Source organism: Geodermatophilus aquaeductus, assembly GCF_900182545.1.
GTDB classification, from domain to species: Bacteria; Actinomycetota; Actinomycetes; order Mycobacteriales; family Geodermatophilaceae; genus Geodermatophilus; species Geodermatophilus aquaeductus.
Window position 1 is genome coordinate 711,675 of sequence record NZ_FXTJ01000002.1, and the last position, 23,326, is coordinate 735,000.

Annotated in this window: 20 protein-coding genes and 1 tRNA gene; 4 read left to right on the plus strand and 17 right to left on the minus strand. The window is 75.1% G+C overall.

All coding sequences use genetic code 11. The annotated features are described in order from the left end of the window. Positions 1-8 precede the first annotated feature (8 nt). From ftsH to dacB, 5 genes are all read right to left on the minus strand, one after another. Positions 9-2,069 carry an ATP-dependent zinc metalloprotease FtsH gene (gene ftsH / locus FN207_RS08585; protein ID WP_142458000.1) on the minus strand — a complete coding sequence of 687 codons (2,061 nt, stop codon included), beginning with the start codon at positions 2,067-2,069 and terminating at the stop codon, positions 9-11. A gap of 199 nt (positions 2,070-2,268) precedes the next feature. After that, the gene (gene hpt, locus FN207_RS08590; RefSeq protein WP_185938251.1) at positions 2,269-2,856 is read right to left on the minus strand and encodes a hypoxanthine phosphoribosyltransferase; all 588 of its coding nucleotides are present in this window, start codon (positions 2,854-2,856) and stop codon (positions 2,269-2,271) included. Beyond that, a complete protein-coding gene (tilS, locus tag FN207_RS08595; RefSeq protein ID WP_142458002.1) occupies positions 2,853-3,863 on the minus strand; it encodes a tRNA lysidine(34) synthetase TilS in 1,011 nt (336 codons plus the stop codon). Before tilS ends, hpt begins: the two co-directional genes overlap by 4 nt. A 13-nt stretch (positions 3,864-3,876) precedes the next feature. Next, positions 3,877-4,962 (minus strand): zinc-dependent metalloprotease, encoded by a 1,086-nt coding sequence (locus FN207_RS08600; RefSeq protein WP_142458004.1) that lies wholly within the window; start codon positions 4,960-4,962, stop codon positions 3,877-3,879. 72 nt (positions 4,963-5,034) lie between these two features. Then, entirely contained in the window at positions 5,035-6,501 is a 1,467-nt protein-coding gene (gene dacB / locus FN207_RS08605) for a D-alanyl-D-alanine carboxypeptidase/D-alanyl-D-alanine endopeptidase (protein ID WP_246065890.1), read from the minus strand. A gap of 36 nt (positions 6,502-6,537) precedes the next feature. Between dacB and FN207_RS08610 the strand changes: the two genes are divergently transcribed. After that, positions 6,538-7,029: an inorganic diphosphatase gene (locus FN207_RS08610; protein WP_093577771.1), complete on the plus strand. Its 492-nt coding sequence runs from the start codon at positions 6,538-6,540 to the stop codon at positions 7,027-7,029. 97 nt (positions 7,030-7,126) lie between these two features. Here the strand turns inward: FN207_RS08610 and FN207_RS08615 are convergent, their stop codons facing one another. The 7 genes from FN207_RS08615 to tmk all read right to left on the minus strand — a co-directional run bounded on the left by FN207_RS08615 (position 7,127) and on the right by tmk (position 13,253). Then, positions 7,127-7,885 (minus strand): SAM-dependent methyltransferase, encoded by a 759-nt coding sequence (locus tag FN207_RS08615; protein WP_185938252.1) that lies wholly within the window; start codon positions 7,883-7,885, stop codon positions 7,127-7,129. 26 nt (positions 7,886-7,911) lie between these two features. Continuing rightward, a complete protein-coding gene (locus FN207_RS08620) occupies positions 7,912-10,305 on the minus strand; it encodes an ATP-binding cassette domain-containing protein (RefSeq protein ID WP_142458006.1) in 2,394 nt (797 codons plus the stop codon). A gap of 101 nt (positions 10,306-10,406) precedes the next feature. After that, positions 10,407-10,817 (minus strand): VOC family protein, encoded by a 411-nt coding sequence (locus FN207_RS08625; protein WP_142458008.1) that lies wholly within the window; start codon positions 10,815-10,817, stop codon positions 10,407-10,409. 5 nt (positions 10,818-10,822) lie between these two features. Continuing rightward, positions 10,823-11,269, minus strand: coding sequence for a helix-turn-helix transcriptional regulator (locus FN207_RS08630; protein WP_142458010.1), 447 nt, complete (start codon positions 11,267-11,269; stop codon positions 10,823-10,825). A 58-nt stretch (positions 11,270-11,327) separates the two neighbouring features. Continuing rightward, positions 11,328-11,400 (minus strand) — tRNA-Thr (locus FN207_RS08635). Positions 11,401-11,457: 57 nt separating this feature from the next. Further along, entirely contained in the window at positions 11,458-12,618 is a 1,161-nt protein-coding gene (locus tag FN207_RS08640; RefSeq protein WP_142458012.1) for a DNA polymerase III subunit delta', read from the minus strand. Next, positions 12,615-13,253, minus strand: a complete 639-nt coding sequence (gene tmk, locus FN207_RS08645) for a dTMP kinase (protein ID WP_246065891.1) — start codon at positions 13,251-13,253, stop codon at positions 12,615-12,617. The genes FN207_RS08640 and tmk overlap by 4 nt, the downstream gene beginning before the upstream one ends. Positions 13,254-13,362: 109 nt before the next feature. On the opposite strand from tmk, the gene FN207_RS08650 reads away from it, so the two are divergent. The 3 genes from FN207_RS08650 to FN207_RS08660 are packed head-to-tail and all read left to right on the plus strand — an operon-like array spanning position 13,363 to position 14,941. Further along, positions 13,363-14,148 carry a trans-aconitate 2-methyltransferase gene (locus FN207_RS08650; RefSeq protein WP_142458016.1) on the plus strand — a complete coding sequence of 262 codons (786 nt, stop codon included), beginning with the start codon at positions 13,363-13,365 and terminating at the stop codon, positions 14,146-14,148. 50 nt (positions 14,149-14,198) lie between these two features. Next, entirely contained in the window at positions 14,199-14,624 is a 426-nt protein-coding gene (locus FN207_RS08655) for a hypothetical protein (protein WP_142458017.1), read from the plus strand. Then, the gene (locus FN207_RS08660; RefSeq protein WP_246065892.1) at positions 14,621-14,941 is read left to right on the plus strand and encodes a winged helix-turn-helix domain-containing protein; all 321 of its coding nucleotides are present in this window, start codon (positions 14,621-14,623) and stop codon (positions 14,939-14,941) included. The genes FN207_RS08655 and FN207_RS08660 overlap by 4 nt, the downstream gene beginning before the upstream one ends. Here the strand turns inward: FN207_RS08660 and FN207_RS08665 are convergent. The 5 genes from FN207_RS08665 to FN207_RS08685 all read right to left on the minus strand — a co-directional run bounded on the left by FN207_RS08665 (position 14,928) and on the right by FN207_RS08685 (position 23,093). Further along, a complete protein-coding gene (locus FN207_RS08665; RefSeq protein ID WP_246065893.1) occupies positions 14,928-15,689 on the minus strand; it encodes a class I SAM-dependent methyltransferase in 762 nt (253 codons plus the stop codon). The genes FN207_RS08660 and FN207_RS08665 overlap by 14 nt on opposite strands. Before the next feature lie 8 nt (positions 15,690-15,697). Further along, positions 15,698-18,577: a type I DNA topoisomerase gene (topA, locus tag FN207_RS08670; RefSeq protein ID WP_142458019.1), complete on the minus strand. Its 2,880-nt coding sequence runs from the start codon at positions 18,575-18,577 to the stop codon at positions 15,698-15,700. 200 nt (positions 18,578-18,777) lie between these two features. After that, positions 18,778-20,352, minus strand: a complete 1,575-nt coding sequence (locus FN207_RS08675) for an alpha/beta hydrolase (protein WP_142458021.1) — start codon at positions 20,350-20,352, stop codon at positions 18,778-18,780. Continuing rightward, positions 20,349-20,672 (minus strand): hypothetical protein, encoded by a 324-nt coding sequence (locus FN207_RS08680; protein WP_110908963.1) that lies wholly within the window; start codon positions 20,670-20,672, stop codon positions 20,349-20,351. The genes FN207_RS08675 and FN207_RS08680 overlap by 4 nt, the downstream gene beginning before the upstream one ends. A 165-nt stretch (positions 20,673-20,837) precedes the next feature. After that, positions 20,838-23,093 carry a sodium-translocating pyrophosphatase gene (locus FN207_RS08685; RefSeq protein ID WP_142458023.1) on the minus strand — a complete coding sequence of 752 codons (2,256 nt, stop codon included), beginning with the start codon at positions 23,091-23,093 and terminating at the stop codon, positions 20,838-20,840. Positions 23,094-23,326 lie beyond the last annotated feature (233 nt).

Here is a 23,326-nt window from a genome sequence, read left to right on the forward strand (position 1 = left end):
GAGCTCGCTCACCGCTGCGCAGGGGCGCCGACGTCACCGACCGGGTTGGTGCCGCCCTTGACCAGGCCGTGGCCGTTGCCGGCGCCCGGGCCGTGCTGGCCGACGGCGGTCGCGCCGTGCCCGTTGCCGTTCGCCTGCGCGGCCAGCTCGGCGGGCGTGAGCACCGGCGGCTGGTCCGACGGCGTCCGCTTGCCGAAGCCGTTGTAGGGCGCCAGCGCCGGCCGCTTGGTGACCGGCGCGCAGATGCGGGCCATGTCCTCGCGGGACAGCGTCTCGCGCTCCATCAGCTCGAGCACGAGCTGGTCGAGCACCGGGCGGTACTCCACCAGGATCTCCCACGCCTCGTCGTGCGCGGCCTCGATGAGCGCGCGGACCTCGGCGTCGATGTCGGCGGCGACGGCCTCGGAGTAGTCCGGCCGCGAGCCCATGTCCCGGCCCAGGAACGGCTCGGACTCGGTGCTGCCGTACTTGACCGCGCCCAGCTTGGCGCTCATGCCGTACTGGGTGACCATCGCGCGGGCCATCGAGGTGGCCTTCTCGATGTCGTTGCCGGCGCCCGTGGTCGGCTCGTGGAAGACCAGCTCCTCGGCCGCGCGCCCGCCGAGGGCGTAGGCCAGGGTGTCGATCATCTCCGAGCGGGTCTGGGTGTACTTGTCCTCGGTCGGCAGGACGAGCGTGTGCCCGAGCGAGCGGCCGCGCGGCAGGATCGTCACCTTGTGCACGGGGTCGAGGTTGGGCAGCGCGTGCGCCACCAGGGCGTGGCCGCCCTCGTGGTAGGCGGTGACCTTCTTCTCCTTCTCGCTCATCGCCCGCGTCTTGCGCTCGGGACCGGCGATGACGCGGTCGATCGCCTCCTCGAGCGTCTCGTCGGTGATGACCGAGCCGCCGTGGCGGGCGGTGAGCAGTGCGCCCTCGTTGAGCACGTTGGCCAGGTCCGCGCCGGTGAAGCCGGGGGTGCGGCGGGCGACGGTCTCGAGGTCGACGTCGGGGGCGAGCGGCTTGCCCTTGGCGTGCACCTGGAGGATCTGCTTGCGGCCCTCGAGGTCGGGCCGGTCGACGGCGATCTGGCGGTCGAAGCGGCCCGGACGCAGCAGCGCGGGGTCGAGGATGTCCGGCCGGTTGGTGGCGGCGATCATGATGACGCCGCCCTTGACGTCGAAGCCGTCCATCTCGACGAGCATCTGGTTGAGCGTCTGCTCGCGCTCGTCGTGGCCGCCACCCATGCCGGCGCCGCGGTGCCGGCCGACGGCGTCGATCTCGTCGACGAAGATGATCGCCGGGGCGTTGGTCTTGGCCTGCTCGAACAGGTCGCGCACCCGGCTGGCGCCGACGCCGACGAACATCTCCACGAAGTCCGAGCCGGAGATCGAGAAGAACGGCACGCCGGCCTCGCCGGCCACCGCGCGGGCGAGCAGGGTCTTGCCGGTCCCGGGCGGGCCGAACAGCAGCACGCCCTTGGGGATCTTGGCGCCCACGGCCTGGAACTTGACCGGGTTGGCCAGGAAGTCCTTGATCTCCTGGAGCTCCTCGATCGCCTCGTCGGCCCCGGCGACGTCGGCGAACGTCGTCTTCGGGGTGTCCTTGGTGATCTGCTTGGCCTTCGACTTGCCGAAGGCCATGACGCCGCGGCCGCCGCCCTGCATGGAGTTGAACAGCCAGAACAGCAGCAGCAGGAGGATGAGGAACGGCAGGAAGCTGATCAGGACGCTGACGAGGACGTTGTCCTGGGTGACGTTGGTCGTGAAGTCGACGCCGTCACCGTTGGTCTGCCCGTCGCCGTCGATGCCGGAGACCAGGGAGAAGACGTCGTCGGAGGCCCCGATCGGGTACGACGCGGTGATCTGCTCGTTGCCGTCGACGGCGGTGCGCAGGTCGAGGTCGAGCGTCTGTTCCTTGTCGTTGATCGTGACCGACTCGACGTTGCCGGACTGGATCTGCTCCAGGGCGACCGACGTCTTGACCTGCTCGTAGCTGGAGCCGCCTCCGAGGAAGGAGGACAGGCCGAGGGCCACCAGGACGACGAGGACGACCCAGAACCACACGGAGCGGAAGATCTTCTTGCGTTCCATACACCGATGCCGGGCGGCCGGAGGTCTCCGGCCTGGCCCGTCGACCCTCCTGATCGTCCGGGTGACGCTCCGCGCGACCCGGGCGGGCACCCTGGCGCTCGGTCCAGCGTCGTTGCGGTCGACGGTACACCGGGGAGGCTGTGGATCCCCTGTGATCGCGCTGCCCGGAGGCCGGGCGCTCCCCCCTCCGGAGGACCCGCTACGTCGAGTAGACCTGCGGCTTGAGCGTGCCGATGTAGGGCAGGTCGCGGTAGCGCTCGGCGTAGTCGAGGCCGTAGCCGACGACGAACTCGTTGGGGATGTCGAAGCCGACGTAGCGGACGGGCACCTCCACCTTGATCGCGTCGGGCTTGCGCAGCAGGGCGCAGACCTCCAGCGAGGCGGGGCGGCGGCTGCCGAGGTTCTTGAGCAGCCAGGACAGCGTCAGGCCCGAGTCGATGATGTCCTCGAGGACCAGGACGTCCATGCCGGAGATGTCGCGGTCGAGGTCCTTGAGGATGCGCACGACCCCCGAGGAGCTCGTGGAGCTGCCGTAGGAGGAGACGGCCATGAACTCCATCTGGGTGGGCAGCCGCAGCGCCCGGGCGAAGTCGCTCATGAACAACACCGCGCCCTTGAGGACGCCGACGAGCAGGACCTCGCGGCCCTCGTAGTCGCGCGCGATCCGGTCGGCGAGCTCGGTGATCTTGCTCTGGATCTGCTGCTCGGACAGGAGCACGTGGTCGATGTCGGGGCCGTAGCCGTGGTCGGGACCCAGCACGGCAGGGGTCGACGCTGTCTCGGTCACGGGTGCTGCTCCTCCGGATCGGGGGCGACTGCGGCACTCCTGCCCGGGGAGCCGGCGGGCCGCAGCACCAGCCTGCCAGACGCCCGGAGCGCCTCGGCACCGCCCGGCAGGGCGACCGGCCCCTGCCCGCGCCACGCGGTCAGCAGCGCGTCGACCGCGCCCAGGTGCACCGCCTGCAGATCGCCCACGCCCGCACCGCGCAGCCACCCGCGCAGCACCCGGCGGCGCAGCGCGGCCGGCAGCCCGGCCAGCTCCGCGGCCGGCAGGCCGTCCGGGCCGGTCAGCCGCGCGAGGTGCTCCCCGGCCAGGGCGTCGAGGGCGTCGAGGTCCTCGCGCAGCAGGTCGGCCGTCCGGGCCAGGGCCGGGGCGACGCCGCCGCCGAGGACGTCCTCCAGCAGCGGCAGCACCTCGGCGCGCAGCCGGGCGCGGCGGTAGGCGGGGTCGGTGTTCCACGGGTCGTCCCACACCGGCAGGCCCTGGTCGGCGCAGGCGGCGCGGGTGGTCGCCCGCCGGACGCCGAGCAGCGGCCGCCAGAACGGCGGGCGCTCGGCCACCATCCCGGCCACCGACCGGGGGCCGGACCCGCGGCCGAGGCCGAGGAGCACGGTCTCGGCCTGGTCGTCGAGGGTGTGGCCGAGGGCGATCCGCGCGCCGCACTCCTCCGCGCACCGGGTCAGCGCGGCGTACCGCGCGGTCCGCGCGGCGGCCTCGGGCCCGCCCGCGGTGCCGACCTCGACGGGGACGACGTGCACCGGGTCCAGGCGCAGGCCGCGCAGCAGGCCGGCGACCTCGCGGGCCCGCTGCGCCGATCCGGCCTGCAGCCCGTGGTCGACGGTGACCGCCCCGGCGGGCACACCGGCGCGCGGGGCCTCGAAGGCGACGGCGGCGGCCAGCGCGAGGGAGTCCGCTCCCCCGCTGACGGCGACCAGGACCGGCTGCGCGGACGCCCGCAGACCCGGCCGGACGGCGCTGCGGACGGCCGCGACCGCCGGCGGCGGGCCGCTCACCGCAGCCGGGGGGTCAGGCGGTGACGGCCGGGCGGCCGTGCACCCGCTCGACCCAGCGGGCCGGCTCGGTGAGCTCCTCGACCAGCGGCAGGTTCTCGGGACCGGCCCACACGCGGTTGAACCCGTCCATGCCGACGAGGTCGACGACGCCGCCGACGAAGGTCCGCCCGTCGGCGTACTGCTTCATCTTCTGCTCCAGCCCCAGCAGCCGGCGCAGCACGCGGTCGAGCGGGCTGCGGCCCTTGCGGCGCTGCGCGAAGCGCTTGCGCAGCGTGCGCACCGAGGGGACGACGTCGGGGCCGACGCCGTCCATCACGTACTCGGCGTGCCCCTCGACCAGGCTCATCACGGCGGTGACCCGGTCGAGGACGGCGCGCTGCTCGGGGTCGCGCACCAGCGCCATGAGGCCGGCCGACCCGCCGTCGTCGTCGCTGCCGCGGACGGCGTCGGCGATGCCGCGGACCAGGTCGGACATGCGGTCGCGCAGCGCGTCGGGGCTGAGGTCGGTGGCCTCGACGAAGCCGGAGATCTGGTCCTCGAGGTGGTCGCGCAGCCACGGGAAGGCGGTGAACTGCAGCTGGTGGGTGACCTCGTGCAGGCAGACCCACATGCGGAAGTCGCTGGGGTCGACGCCCAGGCGCCGCTCGGCGTCGACGATGTTGGGGGCGACCAGGAGCAGCCGGCCGCCGGTGCCGAACACCTCGTACTGGCCGAGCACCCGGGAGGACAGGAAGGCCAGCAGCCCGCCGGCCTGCACGCCCGTGGCGCGCGAGCCGATCGCGGTGGCCAGCGGCCCGGGCGGGTTCTCCGAGCGCTCGAGGAGCGCGGCGGCCAGCGGGTCGAGCAGCGCGGCCATACCGGTGGTGTTGGCGTCGATCCAGCCCGGCCGGTCGACGACGGCGACCTCCGGCACCGGGCCGCCCTCGACCGGGTGCAGCCCGGTCAGGCCCTCCACGTGGGCGACAGCGGCCGCGGCGGCCTCGTGCAGCTCGCGGACGACGGCGGCGGCCTCCTCCCGCGTGGTCGCGGGCCCGGGCCCGGCCAGCCGGCGGGCGGTGCGCCCGGCGAGCCCCCAGTCGACGAGTGCGCTGCTGCTCATCGCCTCACGGTAGGCCCTGCTGCAGGGCCCCGTCGCGAGCCTGCGAGCGGTGGGGGGCAGCAGGGTCCTTGCTCAACGGCATCCGCAGCCGGCCAGCGCGGCCGCCACGGCGTCGAGGGCGGCCTCCTCCGGCCCGCCGCCGCCGATGGTGCCGTTGGCCACCAGCGCGTAGGCCAGCAGCCGCCCGTCGGCGGTCACCACGGTCCCGGCCAGGGCGTGCACGCCGAGCAGGGTGCCGGTCTTGCCGCGGACGGCGCCGGGCGCGGTGGCGGGGTCCGCGTCGCCCCGGTCGGCGAGGGTGCCGTCGTACCCGGCCACGGCCAGGCCCGAGACCACGGCCGAGGTGCCGTCCAGCGAGCCGTCGGCGGCACCGGCGAGCACGTCGGCGAGGACGGCGGGGGTCACCAGGTCCAGCCGGGACAGCCCACTGCCGTCGCGCAGCTCGACCTCCGAGGTGTCGATGCCGGCGTCGGCGAGCGCGTCGGTGACCGCCTGCGCGGACCCGTCGAAGGTGGCCGGCAGGCCGCGGGCGAGGGCCACGTGGCGGGCCAGCGAGTCGGCCAGCAGGTTGTCCGACTGCGACAGCGCCTGCTCCACCAGCCGCGCGACGGGCGCCGAGCGGACGGTGCCCAGCGTCGCGGCGCCGTCGGGGGTCTCGCCCAGCTCGACGGTCGCGCCGGGGACGCCGAGCGCCTCGGCCAGCGCCCGCCCCGCGTCGGTGCCCGGCGCGCCGCTGCGGGCGTTCTCCCCCGGGGTCACCCGCGCGCCGTCGACCGCAGCGGCGGTGACGGGGGCGGCGTAGCTCGACGGCGCGTCCTCCGGACCCCAGCCCTCCGCGGTCAGCGGCCCCTCGAACAGCGAGGTGTCGACGACGACCCGGCTCACGGTCGTGCCCTGCGGCAGCGCGGCCTGCACCTGCGCGGCGAGGTCGGCCACGGTCGCCGCCCCCGGGTAGGTCAGCGACGGGCTGGTCGTCGACAGGGTCGGGTCCCCGCCGCCGACCAGCACGACCTCGTCCGGCGTGGCCCCGGCGACGACCGTCGTCTCCAGCGTGTCGTCGGGGTCGAGGGTGGTGAGCGCGGCGACGGCGGTCAGCAGCTTGGCCGTCGACGCCGGCGTCACGGGCTCGTCGGCGTCCTGGTCGAAGAGGGTCTCCCCGGCGGCGACGTCGACCACCTCGGCGCTCAGGCCGCCGGCCAGCGCGGGCGTCGCCAGCAGCGGGCCGAGCGCGGCCGAGAGCGCGGCGGGGTCGGGCGCGGGGGCGTCGGAGGACAGCGCGGCGAGCACGGGCGAGGGCTCGCCGACGTCGGGGAGCTCCGCGGTGGGCCCGGCGGCGGTGCCCCCGGTGCCGCCCGTGCCGTCGTCGTCGCGGCCGAGGAACACGACCCCGCCGACGACCAGGGCGGCGACCACGAGGAGCGCCAGGACGCCGCCGACGATGCGCCGACGCAGCCGCCGGTAGCTCGGCGTGACGCTGCTCGACCCGCTCGCCGCGATGGTGCCCACCCCCCGGAAGAGCCCCCCGGGGCGGACCTGCACCGGTGGGCCTGATACCGGTGGGCCACACTACGTGCCGTGCAGTTCGACGTGACGGTAGAGATCCCCAAGGGCCAGCGGAACAAGTACGAGCTGGACCACGCCACCGGGCGCATCCGGCTCGACCGGATGCTGTTCACCTCGACCCGGTACCCGGCCGACTACGGGTACATCGAGAACACCCTCGGTCAGGACGGTGATCCGCTCGACGCCCTGGTGCTCCTCGAGGAGCCGACCTTCCCCGGGTGCCTGATCACCTGCCGGGCCATCGGCATGTTCCGGATGACCGACGAGGCGGGTGGCGACGACAAGGTCCTCACCGTCCCGGCCACCGACCCCCGCATGGCCCACCTCCAGGACATCACCGACGTCTCGGAGTTCGACCGGCTGGAGATCCAGCACTTCTTCGAGACCTACAAGGACCTCGAGCCGGGCAAGTCGGTCGAGGGCGCCAACTGGGTCGGCCGCGCCGAGGCGCAGGCCGAGATCGAGGCCTCCATCAAGCGGGCCCAGGAGGCCGGCGGCCACTGAGCCCCCTCCCTGCGGCCCTCCCGAGCGCACGACGGACGACCGACGGCGGTGCACCCCACCCGGGGTCGCACCGCCGTCGTCGTCTCAGGCCCGCTCGTCAGCCACGCGTGTCGTGCAGGACGAGGGTCACGAAGCCGAGCTCGCCGCGGTAGCCCTCCAGCCACTGGCTCCGGTGCGTGCGGGCGGCCTCCAGGGCGGCGGCGCGCTCGGACCCGTCGGCCTCGGTGAGCGCCCACTCCGTCAGCGCGCCGGTCCGGCACCACTCGTACTCGTCCCACTCGGTGAGCGTGGACAGGTGCGCGTAGCCGGGCTCGAAGTCGCAGCGCTGCACCTCGGCCAGCAGCCCCGGCAGGTCGGGCAGCTCGCCGGGCTCGGCGCCGAGGCCGGCCAGCGCCGCGTCGCTGGGGCCGGCCTCCCAGAAGCCGTCGCCGAAGAGCACCCGCCCGCCGGGGCGCAGCGAGCGACGGACGGCGTCGAGGGTCCCGGCCGGGCCGCCGAAGACGTGCGTGGCCCCGATGCAGACGACGGCGTCGAACGGGCCGCCCTCCCAGGTGGCGGCGTCGGCCTGGACGAACTCCACGCGCCCCCGGAGACCGCCCATCGCGGCCCGGTCCCGTGCGGCGTCGAGGGCGGGCGCGGAGGTGTCCACGCCGACGCCGACCAGACCCGGCTGCGCGGCCAGCAGCGGGAGCAGCCAGGCGCCCTGGCCGCAGCCGAGGTCGAGCACCCGGCCGCGCAGGGGCGGGGCCAGGCGCTCGACGAGCCGGGCGAGGGCGTCGTCGGAGACCGGGGCGGCGACGGGGTGCCAGCGGTGTGCGACCGCGCTGACCACGGCCCTGTCCAGGGTGCTGTCCACCCGCGCATCCTGGCCGACGGAGCCGGTCAGCGGCCGACGTAGTCCGCCAGGTGCTCGCCGGTGAGGGTGGAGCGGGCGGCCACGAGGTCGGCCGGGGTGCCCTCGAAGACGACCCGGCCACCGTCGTGGCCGGCGCCGGGGCCCAGGTCGACGATCCAGTCGGCGTGCGCCATGACCGCCTGGTGGTGCTCGATGACGATCACCGACCGCCCCGAGTCGACGAGCCGGTCGAGCAGGCCCAGGAGCTGCTCGACGTCGGCGAGGTGCAGGCCGGTGGTCGGCTCGTCGAGCACGTAGACCTCGCCGCTCTCGGCCATCTGGGTGGCCAGCTTGAGCCGCTGCCGCTCGCCGCCGGACAGCGTCGTCAGCGGCTGGCCGAGGGTGAGGTAGCCCAGGCCGACGTCGGCGAGGCGGGCGAGGATCCTGTGGGCCGCGGGCAGCCGCGCGTCGCCGTCGCCGAAGAACGCCTCGGCCTCGATCACCGACATCGCGAGCACCTCGCTGATGTCGCGGCCGCCGAGCCGGTACTCCAGCACCGCCGCCTGGAACCGCTTGCCCTCGCACTCCTCGCACGGCGACTCGACGGTCGCCATGACGCCCAGGTCGGTGAAGATGACGCCGGCGCCGTTGCAGGTCGGGCAGGCGCCCTCGGAGTTGGAGCTGAACAGCGCGGGCTTGACGCCGTTGGCCTTGGCGAAGGCCTTGCGGATCGGCTCGAGCAGGCCGGTGTAGGTGGCCGGGTTGCTGCGCCGCGAGCCGCGGATCGCGCTCTGGTCGACCACCACCACGCCGTCGCGGCCGGCGACCGAGCCGTGGATGAGCGAGCTCTTGCCGGAGCCGGCGACGCCGGTGACCACGCAGAGGACGCCGAGCGGGACGTCGACGTCGACGTCCCGGAGGTTGTGCGTCGACGCGCCGCGGACCTCGAGCGCCCCGGTGGGCCGGCGGACCTCGTCCTTCAGCGCCGCCCGGTCGTCGAGGTGGCGGCCGGTGGTGGTGCCGGCGGCCCGCAGCCCCTCGACGCTGCCCTCGAACACCACCTGGCCACCGCCCGTTCCGGCGCCGGGGCCGAGGTCGACGACGTGGTCGGCGATCGCGATCATCTCGGGCTTGTGCTCGACGACGAGCACCGTGTTGCCCTTGTCCCGCAGCTGCAGCAGCAGGCCGTTCATCCGCTGGATGTCGTGCGGGTGCAGCCCGATCGAGGGCTCGTCGAAGACGTAGGTGACGTCGGTGAGCGACGAGCCGAGGTGGCGGATCATCTTCGTGCGCTGCGCCTCGCCGCCGGACAGGGTGCCGGCCGGGCGGTCGAGCGAGAGGTAGCCCAGCCCGATCTCGGCGAAGGAGTCGAGCAGGTGGCGCAGGCCGCTGAGGAGCGGGGCGACCGACGGCTCGTCGAGGGCGCGGACCCACTCGGCCAGGTCGCTGATCTGCATCGCGCAGAGGTCGGCGATGTTCTTGCCGCGGATCCGCGACGACCGGGCCTCCGGGCTCAGCCGGGTGCCCTCGCACTCGGGGCAGGGCTGGAAGGTGATCACGCGCTCGACGAAGGCGCGGACGTGCGGCTGCATCGCCTCGACGTCCTTGGACAGCATCGACTTCTGGATCTTCGGGATCACGCCCTCGTAGGTGAGGTTGATGCCCTCGACCTTGATCTTCGTCGGCTCCTTGTAGAGGAGGTCGTCCAGCTCCTTCTTCGTGAACCTCCCGATCGGCTTGTCCATGGGGAGGCCCGCGCCGCTGAAGATCCGGCCGTACCAGCCGTCCATGCTGTAGCCGGGGACGGTCAGCGCGCCCTCGGCCAGCGACTTCGTCTCGTCGTAGAGCGCCGTCAGGTCGAAGTCGGAGACCGAGCCCATGCCCTCGCAGCGCGGGCACATGCCGCCCATGTAGACGACGTCGCGGACGACGGCCTTCTCGACCCGGCCGCCGGCCTTCTCGGTGCTCATCACCCCGCTCGCCTTCCGCGTGGGGACGTTGAAGGAGAACGCCGTGGGGGGACCGATGTGCGGCGTGCCGAGCCGGCTGAACAGGATGCGCAGCATCGCGTTGGAGTCGGTGGCGGTGCCGACGGTGGAGCGCGGGTTGGCGCCCATGCGCTCCTGGTCGACGATGATCGCCGTCGTCAGGCCCTCGAGCAGGTCGACCTCGGGCCGCGCCAGCGTGGGCATGAAGCCCTGCACGAAGGCGCTGTAGGTCTCGTTGATCAGCCGCTGCGACTCGGCGGCGATCGTGCCGAACACCAGCGAGCTCTTCCCCGACCCGGAGACGCCGGTGAACACCGTCAGCCGGCGCTTGGGCAGTTCGACGCTGACGTCCTTGAGGTTGTTCTCACGCGCGCCGACGACGCGGATGACGTCGTGGCCGTCGGCGGCGTGCAGCGCGGGCGACAGCGGGTCGGTGCCTGTGGCGGTGCTCATCGTCTCTCCATCCGGTCGTCTCTCCATCCGGTCGTCTCTCCAGCCGGTCGTCTGTCCATCGGGGAGGCGCCGCCGTCGTCGGCGCGGTCGCTGGGGGCGGGTCAGGCCAGCTCGTTGATGCGGAGCAGGTTGCCGGCGGGGTCGCGGACGGCGCAGTCGCGGAGGCCGTAGGGCTGCTCGGTCGGCTCCTGGACGACGTCGGCGCCGCGGGCGACCAGCCGCTCGAAGGTGCCGTCGAGGTCCGCCGTGGCCAGGACGAGCATCGCGTAGGTGCCCTTGGCCATCATCTCGGTGACGACGCGGCGCTCCTCGTCGCTGGTGCCGGGGTCGACCGCCGGCGGGTGCAGGACGACGGCGGTACCGGCACCACCGGCGGGGCCGACGGTGATCCAGCGCATCCGGCCGGAGCCGACGTCGAGGCGCACCTCGAAGCCGAGGACGTCGCGGTAGAAGGCCAGCGAGGCCTCCGCGTCGTCGTGCGGGAGGAAGGTCGAGGCGATGGTGAGGTCCATGGCGGTCACGCTAGGGACGGCGCCGTGACCGGCGCTTCTCGATTCCTGACCGGTCGGGTGACCTGCTTGGCCACGCACGCCGGGAGGCCCGCGGAGGCCTGCGCCGCCAGCCGCCGGTAGGTGCTCGGCGGCATCCCGACGAGCTCGGTGAAGCGGGTGCTGAAGGTGCCCAGCGACGAGCAGCCGACCGCGAAGCAGACCTCGGTGACGCTGAGGTGGCCCATCCGCAGCAGGGCCATCGCGCGCTCGATGCGCCGGGTCATCAGGTAGCTGTAGGGCGACTCGCCGTACGCCGCCTTGAACTCGCGGCTGAGGTGGCCGGCCGACACGTGCACGCCGCGGGCGAGCGCCTCGACGTCGAGCGGCTGGGCGTACTCCCGGTCGATCCGATCGCGGACGCGGCGCAGCCGCGCGAGGTCACGCAGGCGCTGGTCGGCCGCGCTGCTGGTCACCGGCGGATCGTGCCACGGACCGGCGACGTTCCCGGGTGACGGGACACGGGAGAGTGAGAGCCGCCTGTCGGAATCGAACCGACGACCTTCTCATTACGAGTGAGATGCTCTACCGACTGAGCTAAGGCGGCGGGCGTGCGGGGAACAGCGTACGACACCGCCGTCCGCGCCCCGCGCAGGCCCGGCGGTCAGGCCGCGGGGAGGCGGAGGGCCACGGTGAGCGCCTCGACGGCGATCTGCGGCTTCACGTTCTGCTCCAGCGCGGTCCGGCAGGCCAGCACCGCGTCGATCCGCCGCAGCGCACCCTCGGCACCGATCCGGCGGGCCAGCTCCTCGGCGTCCTGCCGCCGGTCGGGGTGCGACAGCACCGGGGTCTGCTCCCCCGCCGCGGCCAGCACCAGCGCGTCGCGGTAGAGCCCGGCGAGGTCGACCAGGGCCCGGTCCAGCGAGTCGCGGCCCAGCCGGGTGGCGCGGCTCTTCTGCCGCTTCTCCAGGTCCTTGAGGACGCCGGCGCCGCCCCGGCTGGCGGCGACGCCCGGCCCGCGCGCGCCCACGCCGAGGCTGGTCTTGACCGCCTCGGTCTCGGCGCCGTCGAGGACGGCGGTGGTCCGGTCGGACTCCTCCTTCGCCGAGCTGACCAGGTCGTCGGCGGCGTTGAGGCAGGCGGCCAGGGAGACCAGGGACAGCGGGACGTCGAGTACGGCCTTGCGGGCCAGCCGGGCGCCCTCGTCGCGGGCTAGGTGCCGGGCGCGCCCGACGTGCCCGCCGGCCGCGCCCGCCGCCCACGCCGCCAGCGCCGGGTCGATCCCGTCGCGGCGCACCAGCACGTCGGCGACGGCGTCGACCGGCGGCGTCCGCAGGCCCACCACGCGGCAGCGCGAGCGGATGGTGACCGGCACGTCGTCGGGGTGCAGGCTGGGCGCGCAGAGCAGGAAGACCGTCCGCGGCGGCGGTTCCTCGATCATCTTGAGCACGGCGTTGGACGCCTGCTCGGTCATGCGGTCGGCGTCCTCGACCACCACGACCTGCCAGCGGCCCTGCGACGGCGCCCGGCCGGCCAGGCGCACCAGCTCGCGGGCCTCGGTGACGCCGATCGACAGCCCCTCGGGGACGACGGTGGCGACGTCGGCGTGGCTGCCGGCGAGCACCGTGCGGCACTGGTGGCAGGTCCCGTCGCCGCCGTCGGGGCACTGCAGGGCGGCGGCGAAGGCGCGCGCGGCCACCGACCGGCCCGACCCCGGCGGCCCGGTGAACAGCCAGGCGTGGGTCATCGCCGTGGGGTCGGCGACGGCGGCCTGCAGCTCCGCGACGACCGCGGGCTGGCCGATGACCTGCGTCCAGACGCTCACGCGACCCTGCCCGGGAGCAGCGCCGCGACCCGCTCGCGGACGGCGTCGGCGAGGTCGTCGGCGGGGCGCTGGGCGTCGAGCACGAGGTAGCGCGCGGGCTCGGCGGCCGCGAGGTCGCGGAAGGTGGCACGGACCCGCTCGTGGAACTCCACCGATTCCGACTCCAGTCGGTCGGCGGCCGCCCGGCCGCGGGCGCGGGCGAGACCCGCCTCGGGCGGCAGGTCCAGCAGCACGGTCAGGTCGGGCACGAGCCCACCGGTGGCCCACTGCGACAGCCGCCGGACCTCCTCGAGGGCGAGGGCGCGCCCGGCGCCCTGGTAGGCCAGCGAGCTGTCCACGTACCGGTCGGTGACGACCACCTCGCCGGCGTCGAGCGCCGGGCGGACGACGGTGTCGACGTGGTGGGCGCGGTCGGCGGCGTAGAGCAGCGCCTCGGCGCGCGGCGAGAGGCCGGTGGAGGCCGGATCGAGCAGCAGCGCGCGGATGCGGGCGCCGGGCGCCGTGCCGCCGGGCTCGTGGGTGACCCGCGCGGGCACCTCGACCAGCCCCAGCCAGTCGAACAGCCGGCGCACCTGGGTGGACTTGCCGGCTCCCTCCCCACCCTCGAAGGCGACGAACAGGCCGCGGCCGGGCACGCGGGCGGAGGCGTCGATCGGGGGCTCCCGGGGGTGTTCGAGGAGAGGTGCGGCGGCCGGTCCACGGTACCGGCCGGGGCCGACACCCCCGCGGTCCTACGGTCGGCGGGTGACCGCCTGGGACCCCGCCACGTACCTCCGCTACGCCGGCGAGCGGGCCCGGCCGTTCGCCGACCTGGTCGCCCGGGTGCACGCGGAGGCGCCCCGCGAGGTCGTCGACCTGGGTTGCGGCACCGGGGAGCCGGCCGCCGCGCTCGCGCAGCGGTGGCCGGGCGCGCGGGTCACCGGCGTCGACTCCTCGCCGGAGATGCTCGCCGCGGCGGCCGCGTACTCCGTTCCCGGGCGGGTGCGTTTCGTCCCCGGCGACGTCCGCGACTGGCGGCCCGACCGCCCGGTCGACGTCCTGGTGAGCAACGCGGTCCTGCACTGGGTGCCCGGGCACGCCGGCCTGCTGGCGCGGTGGGCCGCGGCGCTGGCGCCCGGCGGCTGGCTGGCGCTGCAGGTCCCCGGCAACTCCGGCGCCCCGACCCACCGGCTGCTCGCCGACCTGTGCACCGCACCGCGCTGGGGCGGCCGGCTCGCGGCCGCCGCTCCCCCGGCCGACCCGGTGCTCGCGCCGGCCGGCTACCTCGACGTCCTCACCAGGGCGGGGCTGGCGGCCGACGTCTGGGAGACCACCTACCTGCACGTGCTGCGCGGCCCCGACCCGGTGCTGGACTGGGTGCGCGGCACCGTGCTGCGGCCGGTCCTGGCCCTGCTCGGCGACGACGCCGCGGCGTTCACCTCCGAGTACGCCGCGGCGCTGCGGGCGGCCTATCCGGCGCAGCCCGACGGCACCACCGTGCTGCCGTTCCGCCGGGTGTTCGCCGTCGGCCACCGCCCGGAAAGTAGTTGACCACCTGGAAGTAGTTGCCGCTCTGTCGCGCACCCGATCAGGAGGCAGCCATGACCGCGCCCACGCCCGAGTCCGCCGCCGCGCTGCTCGCCGAGGCCGACGCCGCGCGGGTCCGCGACGGCGCGAGCCCGGCCGCGTCGGCCTTCCTCGTGACCCTCGGCTGCGCGAGCGCCGGCTTCTCCCTCGCCCAGCCGCTGGCCGGCAGCGAGCGCGGGGTGGGTGCCGCGGCGACGGTGTTCGCCCTCGCCGTCCTGGGTGCCACGGCGGCCCTGCTGGGCGGCCGCGGCACGACCCGGGCGGGGTTCTCGCCCCGGTTCGGCCTGGCGATGGGGCTGTGGGGCGCGGTGCTGGCCGTCGGGCTCGCGGTGAGGCTGACCGTGCCGGGGCTGGCCCACGACTGGTCGTGGTGGGCGCCGCTGGCGGTCGCCGTTGCGGCGCCCTGCCTGGTCGGGGCCTGGCGGGAGCGGCCCCGGTGACGGCGGCCGGGCACCCGCGGCACGCGCTCGACGAGGTCATCCACGCGCCGGTGCGCTTCTCGGTGATGGCCACGCTCGCGGCGGCCGAGGAAGCGGAGTTCGGCTTCGTCCGCGACGGCGTGCAGGTCAGCGACTCGATGCTGTCGAGGACGGTGGCCACCCTGGAGCGGGCCGGCTACGTCGAGGTCCGCAAGGGCTACGTGGGCAAACGGCCGCGGACGTGGCTGCTGCTGTCCCGGGACGGCCGGCGGGCCTTCGACGCACACGTGGCGGCGCTGCGGGCGATCGCGGAGGGCCGAGCGCTCAGCGCGGGGTGAGCCGGTAGGCGTCGGTGCGGTAGGGCAGCTCGAGGACGGCACGGCCGCGGGTGTCGGGGTGGCCGGCCAGCAGGTCGCGGATGCCGCCGAGGAAGGCGGCGCGCCCCTCGGCGGTCATGGTGGCCACGTAGCTGCGGGTGCCGATGCCGCCCACGACCTGCTCGGGCGTCACCGTCTGGACGATCCCCGACCGCGCCGTGGCGACGTCGGCCGGCAGCGCCTCGGCGAACCGCGCGACCACGCCCTGGTCGGCCTCGTGGCCGCGTGCCTCCGCGGCCAGGGCGGCGCCGAGCGCGGCCACCCACGGGACGGTCTCGTCGCGCACGTTCCACACGAACCCGACGACGCCGCCGGGCCGCAGCACCCGGCGCAGCTCCGCCGCGGCCGGCTCCGGGTCGAACCAGTGCGCGGCCTGGCCGGCGACGACGGCGTCGACGCTCGCGTCGGGCAGCGGGACCGCCTCCGCCCCGCCGACCGCCACGGGGATCTCGGGGTGCCGGGCGGAGAGCTGTCCGAGCATCTCCGCCGACGGGTCGACGGCGAGCACCTCGTGCCCCGCGGCGACGAGGACGTCGGTGAGCAGGCCTGTGCCGGCGCCCAGGTCGAGCACGCGGCGCGGCCGGTTCCCGAGCAGGAAGGCCACCGCGTCGGGCGGGTAGCCCGGGCGGTGCGCGGCGTAGTCGGCCGCGACCGACCCGAACGACGTGCGCCGCTGGTCCCAGTCGGCGGGGTCGATCGTGCCGGTCACGGCCCGGCTCAGCTCGCGGGGACGGCGTCGGTGGCCGCGGCCTTCTTCGCGGTGGTCTTCGTGGCCGTCTTCTTCGCGGCCGTCTTCTTGGCCGCGGTGGTCCCCTTGGCCGCCGCGGTCTTCTTCGCGGTCGTCTTCTTGGCGGCCTTCTTCTTCGTGGCCGCCGGCCGGCTGCGACGGTCGGCCAGCAGCTCGGCGGCGCGGTCGAGCGAGATGGTCTCGACCTCGTCGCCCTTGCGGAGGCTGGCGTTGGTCTCGCCGTCGGTGACGTAGGGCCCGAAGCGGCCCTCGCGGACGGTGATCTGCCCCTGGGTCACCGGGTCGGGGCCGAGCTCCTTGAGCGGAGCCGCCGCCGCCCGCCGGCCGCGCTGCTTGGGCTGGGCGAAGATCGCCAGCGCCTCGTCGAGGGTGACGGTGAACAGCCGGTCCTCACTCTCCAGCGAGCGCGAGTCGGTGCCCTTCTTGACGTAGGGCCCGTACCGGCCGTTGAGCGCCTGGATCTCCTCGCCGTCGGGAGCGGTGCCGACGGTGCGGGGCAGGGTGAGCAGCTGCAGCGCCTGCTCCAGCGTCACCGTCTCCGGCGACATGGACGCGAAGAGGCTGGCCGTGCGGGGGCTCTCCTTGCTGCCCTCGGGCACGACGGTGGTGACGTAGGGGCCGTAGCGGCCGGCCTTGACCACCACCGTCTGGCCGGTGGCGGGGTCGGTGCCGAGCTCGCGGTCCCCCGACGGCGCGGCGAGGAGCTCGGCGACCCTGTCGGCGGTGAGCTCGTCGGGCGCGATGTCCTCGGGGATGCTGACCCGCGCGCCGTCCTCACCGCCGGCCTGCAGGTAGGGGCCGTAGCGGCCGACCCGCACCACCACCGGCTCGCCCTGGGGGCTCCGGGCGCGCAGCGGGATGGAGTTGACGCCGCGAGCGTCGATCTCCTCGAGCTGCTGGCCGATGACCTGCTTGAGGCCGCCGGAGGCGGCGATGCCGCCGGCGTGCCGGCCCTCGCCGCCGAAGTAGAACTCCGTCAGCCAGTCGACCCGGCCCAGCTCGCCGTTGGCGATCTCGTCGAGCTCGTTCTCCAGCGAGGCGGTGAAGTCGTAGTCGACGAGCGCGGCGAAGTGCTGCTCGAGCAGGTTCACCACCGCGAAGGCGGTGAAGGAGGGCACCAGCGCGGAGCCCTTCTTCCACACGTACCCGCGGTCCTGGATGGTCTGCATGATCGACGCGTAGGTCGACGGGCGGCCGATCCCGAGCTCCTCGAGCCGGGCGACCAGGCTCGGCTCGGTGTAGCGCGACGGCGGGCTCGTGGTGTGGCCCTTGGGCTCGAGCTCGCGGGTGTCGAGCTGCTGGCCGCGCTCGACGCGGGGCAGCCGCCGCTCGGCGTCGTCGCTGCCGTGCTCGTCGTCGGACCCGGCGGCGCCCTCGTCGCGGGACTCGACGTAGGCGCGCAGGAAGCCGGGGAAGGTGATGGTGCGCCCCGACGCGGTGAACTCGACCCGCTCGTCGGTGGTGCTGCGGCCGGCCAGCCGGATGCTGACGGTCTGCCCGACCGCGTCGGCCATCTGCGAGGCGATGGTGCGCTGCCAGACGAGCTCGTAGAGGCGGAACTCGTCGCGGGCGAGCTGCCCGGCCAGCTGGCCGGGGGTGCGGAAGGAGTCACCGGCCGGGCGGATCGCCTCGTGCGCCTCCTGCGCGCCCTTGGCCTTCTTGCTGTAGCGGCGCGCCTCGGCCGGCACGTAGGCGTCGCCGTAGAGCTCGCGGGCCTGGGTGCGCGCGGCGTTGATCGCCTCGGCGGAGAGGTTGGTCGAGTCGGTCCGCATGTAGGTGATGTGGCCGTTCTCGTACAGCCGCTGGGCCACCCGCATGACCTGAGCCGAGGACCAGCCCAGCTTGCGGCCGGCCTCCATCTGCAGCGTCGAGGTGGTGAACGGCGCGTAGGGGCGGCGCCGGTAGGGCTTCTCGTCGACGCGGCTGACGGTCACCTGGCGGCCCTCGAGCCGGGCGGCCAGCCCGCGGGCGCCGGCCTCGTCGAGGTGGACGACGTCGCCGGTGACCTGGCCGGTGGCGGGGTCGAAGTCGCGGCCGGTGGCCACGCGGCTGTCGTCGACGCTGACCAGGCGGGCGCGCAGCGTCGTCGGCTCGCCCGCGTCAGCACCGGTGCGGCCCGGGACGGCGAAGACGCCGTCGAGGGACCAGTAGTCGGCGGCGGTGAACGCCATCCGCTCGCGCTCCCGCTCGACGACGATGCGGGTGGCCACCGACTGCACGCGGCCGGCCGACAGCTTGGGCAGGACCTTCTTCCACAGGACCGGGCTGACCTCGTAGCCGTAGAGCCGGTCGAGGATGCGGCGGGTCTCCTGCGCGTCGACGAGTGCCGTGTCGAGCTCGCGGGGGTTGGCCACGGCGCGGGCGATGGCCTCCGGAGTGATCTCGTGGAAGACCATCCGGCGGACGGGGACCCGCGGCTTGAGCGTGTCGACCAGGTGCCAGGCGATGGCCTCGCCCTCGCGGTCCTCGTCTGTCGCGAGGTAGACCTCGCTGGCGTCCTTGACCAGCTGCTTGAGCCGGCTCACCTGCTGCTTGCGGTCGGGGCTGACCACGTAGAGCGGCTCGAAGGCGTTGTCGACGTCGACGCCGAGACGGGCCCACGAGGCGCCCTTGTGCTCGGCGGGGACGTCGGCGGCGTTGCGCGGGAGGTCGCGGATGTGGCCGACGCTGGCCTCGACGACGTAGCCGTTGCCCAGGTAGCCGGCGATCTTCCCGGCCTTGGTCGGCGACTCCACGATGACCAGCGGACGACCACCCCCGGCAGCGGCGCCCCGGCGGCGGGCGGGCGTGCTGGTGCCGCCGGCGGTCTCGCCGGCGGTCTGGCCGTTCTTCGTGGTCTTCGTGGGCACGGTGCTCCTGTCGGTGGTGCTGGTCGCGGCAACGCGGTACGCGGTCTCGTCGTCACGCGGTGCGCCCCCTCGGCGGGCCACGGTAGGCCACGACCGCGGAACGCGACCGGCTGGCGACCCCGCGCGGGCGCGCCGTCACCGCGTCCAACGGTGCAGCAGCGCCGCTGTTCCCCGCCTCCCCCGCGCGGGTCCCGGCCCACTCAGTCGGCCTGGCGCTCGCCGGTCACCACCTCGCCGATCGCGCCGACGGTGGGCCGGTCGGGGTCGTAGTACTCCCAGTGCAGGGTGTACGGGTCGACCGGCAGGAGGCTCGCGCCGAAGTCCGGGCGCCACGGGCTGGGGCCGAACCACTCGAGGGTGGAGATCGGGTCCGCCGGGGAGGAGGCGGTGTGGACCTCGGGCGCCTCGAGTCCGGTCGCGTCCTCCTCCTCGATCCCCGGGCTGCCCAGCAGGACGACCGCGTCGGCGTCGAGCAGGCCCGGCCGGTCGGCGGCCTGGTCGACGACCACGGTGCCGTAGCTGTGCGCGACGACGGTGACCCGCGGGTCGCCCGCACGGCCGGGCCCGTTGCCCTTCCGTGCCGCCGCCAGGCCCGCCAGGTCCCCGGCCAGCGCCGCGCCGCCCCGGGCCGCGGCGTCGGCGAAGGCCACGCGCCACGAGCCCGCACCGGCCGGCGGGCGGTAGCCGAACCAGGCGATCGTCGCGACCGAGGCGCCCGGCGCCGCGTCACGGGCGGCGTCCCCCACCGCCTGCGCGTCGTCGCCGAGCGCGTCGAGGTCGTCGGCGACCGTGTTGCCCAGGCCGGGAACGAGCAGCGCGACGTCGTCGGCGGTGTCCGCGTCGCCGTGGACGAGCGCGACCAGGTCGTCGGCCGGTTCGTAGACCCAGAGCTGGACGGTCCGGCCCGCGGCCTCCTCCGCCGCCACCTCCGCGGCGACGGCCAGCGCCACCTCGCGTCCCGGGGCGGAGGGATCGGCCAGCGTCTGGTGGAGGAGGACGCGGTTGACCCGGTCGCGCACCCACGCCGGCAGGCCGTCGAGCCGGCCGAGCTCGGGCGGCGCGGCGGTCAGGAGCTCGTCCCGCGCAGGTCCGGCCAGGCCGCCCCACCAGGCGGCGACCTCGTCGGGGGACGCGTCCGGCGGGGGGAGCACCGCCGGGACGCGGAAGGCACCGGCGGCGCCGGCCGCCGCGGAGAGGGCCGCGAAGCCCGCCGGGGCCGCGCCCCCGACGACGCCCACCGTGGCCAGCGGGCCGGCCGAGTCGGCCGCGTGCGTGGCGGCCCGGGCGGCGGCCCGGAGGGCGTCGGCCGCGGTCCCGGCGACCCGCTCCGCCGCGGCCGCCCGCTCGGCGATCGCCGCGTAGTGGTCGGCCACCGCCTCCGGTGTCGCGCCGGCGGCCGGTGGCGCCGCCGCGGGGACCACCACCCCGCCCGCCTCGTCGACGGTCACCCCGAGAGCCGCCGCCTCGGCCAGCGCCTGCTCGGCGAGCTCCTGGGCGGTGCGCGCCTCGCGGGCGGTGTCCTCCAGCCGGACCAGCGAGGCCACCAGCGCGCCGGTCACCGCCGTGACCACGGCCGACACCTCGCCCAGTGCCAGCGCGGCGGCCTGCCCGGCGTCCCCGGACCAGCACTCGGCCTCCCGCAGGGCCCGCCCGACGGCCTCCATGCGCCCCCGCCACGGAGGCAGCCGCTCGGTGACCGCCTCGAGCGTCCAGACCGCGCCGTCGAGCAGGGCGACGTCCCACGCGGCGACCGCCGTGAGGCCCGGGGCGCTCACCGGGTGCCCACGGGCAGCGCCGCCCGGGCGGCCAGCACGCGGTCGGAGACGGCGGCGTCGGCGAGCCGGTAGGACCGCACCGCCTCGAGCAGCGCGGTGGACGCCGCCCGCGCCCCGGCGACGAGGTCGGCGACGAGCACCGCCCACAGCTGCCCGGTCGCGCCGGCCTGGTCGGACACCTCGCCCGGCGCCGCCGTCGCCAGCGAGACGGCGGTGGAGCCGCACAGGTCGGCGTCGTCGGACAGCTCGGCGGCGAGTGCGGCGAGCTCCTCGCCCAGCGCCTGGACGGCGTCGAGCTGGATGGCGATCGGTGCGGACAACGGCCCTCCCGGCGTCGGCGCCGGGCCACGGTGGTCCGGCGCCGCGGACGCTAGGGCCGCACCGCGCCCGGACCGGTCCCGTCGTCCACAGCCGGCCGGCCGTCCACAACCGCCGCCGCGGGCCCCCGCCCGGCGCCAGGCCGGGCGGAGGCTCGCGGGGTGGGCTCAGGTGGCGGAGGTGGAGAGCGTGTCCGCGGGCTCCTCGCTCGCGCCGCCGACGACGACCGAGCGGCGCTTGGACACGATGACGGCACCGATGACCACCGCCGCGGCGGCCCCGGCGATGAGCAGCCGCACCGTGGTGTTGGCGTCGTCGCCGACCGACAGCGTGACGACCGCCGGCGCGATGAGCAGCGCGACGAGGTTCATCACCTTGAGCAGCGGGTTGATCGCGGGGCCCGCGGTGTCCTTGAACGGGTCGCCGACGGTGTCGCCGATGACGGTCGCCGCGTGCGCCTCGCTGCCCTTCCCGCCGTAGGCGCCGTCCTCCACCATCTTCTTGGCGTTGTCCCAGGCGCCGCCGGAGTTGGCGAGGAACACGGCCATCAGCGTGCCGGTGGCGATGGCGCCGACGAGGTAGGCCGCGAGCGGGCCGAAGCCCAGCCCGAAGCCGACCGCGACGGGGGCGAGGACGGCGAGCAGGCCGGGGGTGGCCAGTTCGCGCAGCGAGTCCTTGGTGCAGATGTCGACCACGGCGGAGTAGTCGGGCCGCTCGCTGTAGTCCATGATCCCGGGCCGCGTGCGGAACTGCTCCCGGACCTCGAACACGACCCGCCCGGCGGCGCGGGAGACGGCGCTGATGGCAAGGCCGGAGAAGAGGAAGACGACCGCCGCCCCGATGATCGCGCCGACGACGTTGTCCGGCTCGACCAGGCTGAACGCCTGCGCCAGGTCGACGTCGCCGAGCGCCGTGCGGACCTGCTCGTTGTAGGACCCGAACAGCGCCGTCGCGGCCAGGACGGCGGTGGCGATGGCGATGCCCTTGGTGATGGCCTTCGTGGTGTTGCCGACCGCGTCGAGGTCGGTGAGGACGCGCGCGCCCTCCTCGTCGATGTCGCCGGACATCTCGGCGATGCCCTGGGCGTTGTCGCTGACCGGCCCGAAGGTGTCCATCGAGACGATGACGCCGGCGGTGGTGAGCAGGCCGCAGCCGGCCAGGGCGACGGCGTACAGCGCGGCACCGCCGCCGATGAGGAAGGCACCGTAGACCGCGCCGCCGATGAGCAGGGCGGCGTAGACCGCCGACTCCAGGCCCAGCGAGATGCCCGACAGGACGACGGTCGCCGCGCCGGTGAGCGAGCTGCGGCCGATGTCGCGGACCGGCTTGCGCGAGGTCTCGGTGAAGTAGCCGGTCAGCTGCTGGATGGCGGCGGCCAGGACGATGCCGATGAGGACGGACACGAAGCCGAGGACCTGCGGGTTGACCACGGAGTCGGGGACGTCGGCCACGCCCGGCAGCACGGTGAAGGCCGCAACGACGACGAGCACGAGGGAGACCACCGCGGAGGTGAAGAAGCCGCGGTTGATCGGCGCCAGGCCGCTGGAGTCGTTCTTGCCGGGGTTGCTGGCGAGGATCCCGACGACGGAGGCCAGCACGCCGATGGCGGCCACGACGATCGGGAACACCATGCCGTCGGCGCCGAAGAAGACCTGTCCCAGGATCAGCGCGGCGACCAACGTGACGGCGTAGGACTCGAACAGGTCCGCGGCCATGCCGGCGCAGTCACCCACGTTGTCGCCCACGTTGTCGGCGATGGTCGCGGCGTTGCGCGGGTCGTCCTCGGGGATGCCGGCCTCGACCTTGCCGACGAGGTCGGCGCCGACGTCGGCGGCCTTGGTGAAGATGCCCCCGCCGACGCGCATGAACATGGCCAGCAGGGCGCCGCCGAAGGCGAAGCCCTCGAGGACGACCGGGGCGGTCTCGTCGAAGAGCAGCAGCGCCAGGGAGGCGCCGAACAGGCCCAGGCCGACCGTGATCATCCCGCACACGCCGCCGGTCCGGTACGCGATGCGGAAGGACGGCCGATAGCCGCCGCTCTGGGCGGCGGCCGCGACCCGGACGTTGCCGCGCGTGGCCAGCGTCATCCCGATGAAGCCGACGGTCGCGGAGAACAGCGCGCCGACGAGGAAGAAGACGGCCCGGGCCAGCCGCGTGCCCCAGCCGCCCTCGGAGACCGGGAGCACCAGCAGGAGCAGGAAGACGATGACGGCGAAGACCGCGAGGGTGCGGAACTGCCGCCTCAGGTAGGCCCCGGCCCCCTCCTGCACGGCCTGGGCGATCTCGCGCATGCGGACGGTGCCCTGGTCCGTGGCCAGGACGGCACGCACGAGGGACCAGGCGAAGACGAGCGCAGCCAGCGAGACGACGAGGGCTGCCGTCACGAGGACGACGTCCCCGCCGGAGAGATCATTGTCCGGCATCAGTACCTCCCAGCGGTCGGCTGCCGCCGGGCGGCTCGCGTCCCCGGTCGGCGGAGAGCACGTCGGCGAGCGGGACCGCCCGGCGACGCCGCGCCACTGTAAGCGAGATCACACCTCTCGTCTGCCCCCTCCGGCGGATGCGCAGGCGGAGGCCGCGACGGGCCAGCGGCGGGTTGCCCCCGGATGTGACAGTGGTGGGGTGACCACGCTCCACCCGGTCCGGCCGGCTGCTC